The following is a 1,862-nucleotide window of genomic DNA, read 5'->3' as shown; positions in this document are numbered from 1 at the left end:
GTTCCCGTCTTCACTTGTAATAAAGAAGGAGAGATGGTAAAATAGACGAGTGAAACTAAGACAGAAAAAAGCAAAAAACAAGCTACTTTTACAGTATGGAATCGGCATTGCTCTGGTAGTACTAGTCATGACGACTTCCTTCCTTTATCTGATATCACTCAGCATGAAACCCTATCAAGATGCTAGAGTTGAGGGAGAAAAACTAGCCAAGCAGTATGCAGAATTGGAAGAGGCAGATCAGGTTGATTTTTATAATGGACTAGAAGGTTATTACAGCGTTTTAGGACATAATAAAAAGCAAGAGGCCATTGCCGTACTGATTGAAAAGAATGACCACAAGATTTATGTCTATCAGCTTGATAAGGGGATTTCTCAAGACAAGGCAGCGACGATTTCGAGGGAAAAAGGTGCTAGCGACATTGACAAAGTCACTTTTGGTCGCTATCAGGACAAGCCGATTTGGGAAGTTAAGTCAGGAAACCACTACTATCTGATAGATTTTGAAACAGGAGCAGTGATCCAATAAGGAGGGCATATGAAACTATCCAAACGTGTACTAGAAATGGAAGAAAGCGTCACTCTAGCTAGTGATGCAAGAGCCAAAGCGTTAAAAGCTCAAGGAAAAGATGTTCTTTTCTTAACCTTGGGACAGCCAGATTTTCATACTCCTGAAAATATTCAGGATGCGGCGGTGGAAGCGATTCGTGATGGACGAGCTTCCTTTTATACAGTTGCTTCAGGTCTGCCAGACTTAAAGGCTGCGGTTAATACCTACTTTGAACGCTATTATGGCTATTCTGTAGCAGCCAATGAGGTTACCTTTGCCACAGGTGCTAAGTTCTCTCTCTACACCTTCTTTATGGCTGTGGTCAATCCAGGTGATGAGGTCATCATTCCTACACCATACTGGGTCAGCTATGGAGACCAGGTCAAGATGGCAGAAGGTGTGCCAGTCTTTGTCCAGGCCAAGGAAGACAATCACTTTAAAGTAACAGTAGAGCAGTTAGAAGTAGCTCGTACAGATAAGACCAAGGTCTTGGTTCTCAATTCACCATCGAATCCGACTGGTATGATCTACTCTCGTGAGGAACTCTTGGCTATCGGAAATTGGGCTGTTGCGCATGATGTCCTTATCCTAGCAGATGATATTTATGGACGTCTGGTTTATAACGGGAACGAATTTGTTCCAATTTCTAGTTTGTCAGAAGCCATTCGCAAGCAAACCATTGTGATTAACGGTGTATCTAAGGCCTATGCCATGACTGGTTGGCGGGTAGGTTATGCTGTGGGAAATCCTGAAATTATCGCTGCTATGAGCAAATTAACAGGACAAACGACTTCAAATCTGACAGCAGTATCTCAATATGCAACGATTGAGGCGCTGACTGGACCGCAAGACTCTGTTGAAACCATGCGCCAAGCCTTTGAAGAGCGCTTGAATACCATTTATCCTCTCTTGTGCCAAGTACCAGGATTTGAAGTTGTCAAGCCCCAAGGAGCCTTCTATCTTTTCCCAAATGTCAAAAAAGCGATGGAGATGAAGGGTTATACCGATGTGACAGAGTTTACAACGGCTATTCTCGAAGAAGTCGGCCTTGCCTTGATTACAGGAGCTGGATTTGGAGCACCAGAAAATGTTCGTCTCAGCTATGCCACAGACTTGGACACATTAAAAGAAGCTATTCGTCGTTTGCACCAGTTTATGGAAAAATAAAACTTAGAATCTTCGCCTTTTTAGCGAAGATTTTTTGTAACGAAAATCTCGCGATTTTTATCTAGTAGAACCTAGCTATCACAGTCTATTTATGGTAAAATAGTGGGTAATGATGTCTTCGGACAAGTTAAACGAAAAAAGGAAGATA

2 protein-coding genes are annotated in these 1,862 nt (G+C 42.3%); both read left to right on the top strand.

The annotated features are described in order from the left end of the window. Positions 1 to 49: 49 nt before the first annotated feature. Positions 50 to 526: a cell wall elongation regulator TseB-like domain-containing protein gene (locus GMD4S_RS08485; RefSeq protein ID WP_000776855.1), complete on the top strand. Its 477-nt coding sequence runs from the start codon at positions 50 to 52 to the stop codon at positions 524 to 526. Positions 527 to 535: 9 nt separating this feature from the next. Then, positions 536 to 1,714, top strand: a complete 1,179-nt coding sequence (locus GMD4S_RS08480) for a pyridoxal phosphate-dependent aminotransferase (protein ID WP_000777443.1) — start codon at positions 536 to 538, stop codon at positions 1,712 to 1,714. Positions 1,715 to 1,862: the final 148 nt, after the last annotated feature.

The organism is Streptococcus sp. GMD4S (assembly GCF_000296955.1).
This window is presented reverse-complemented; position numbering and strand designations above follow the sequence as displayed.

What these genes read in the sequence shown, in the direction of transcription:
- GMD4S_RS08480 (WP_000777443.1), top strand. Translation starts at nt 536, where the DNA reads ATGAAACTATCCAAACGTGTACTAGAAATGGAAGAAAGCGTCACTCTA.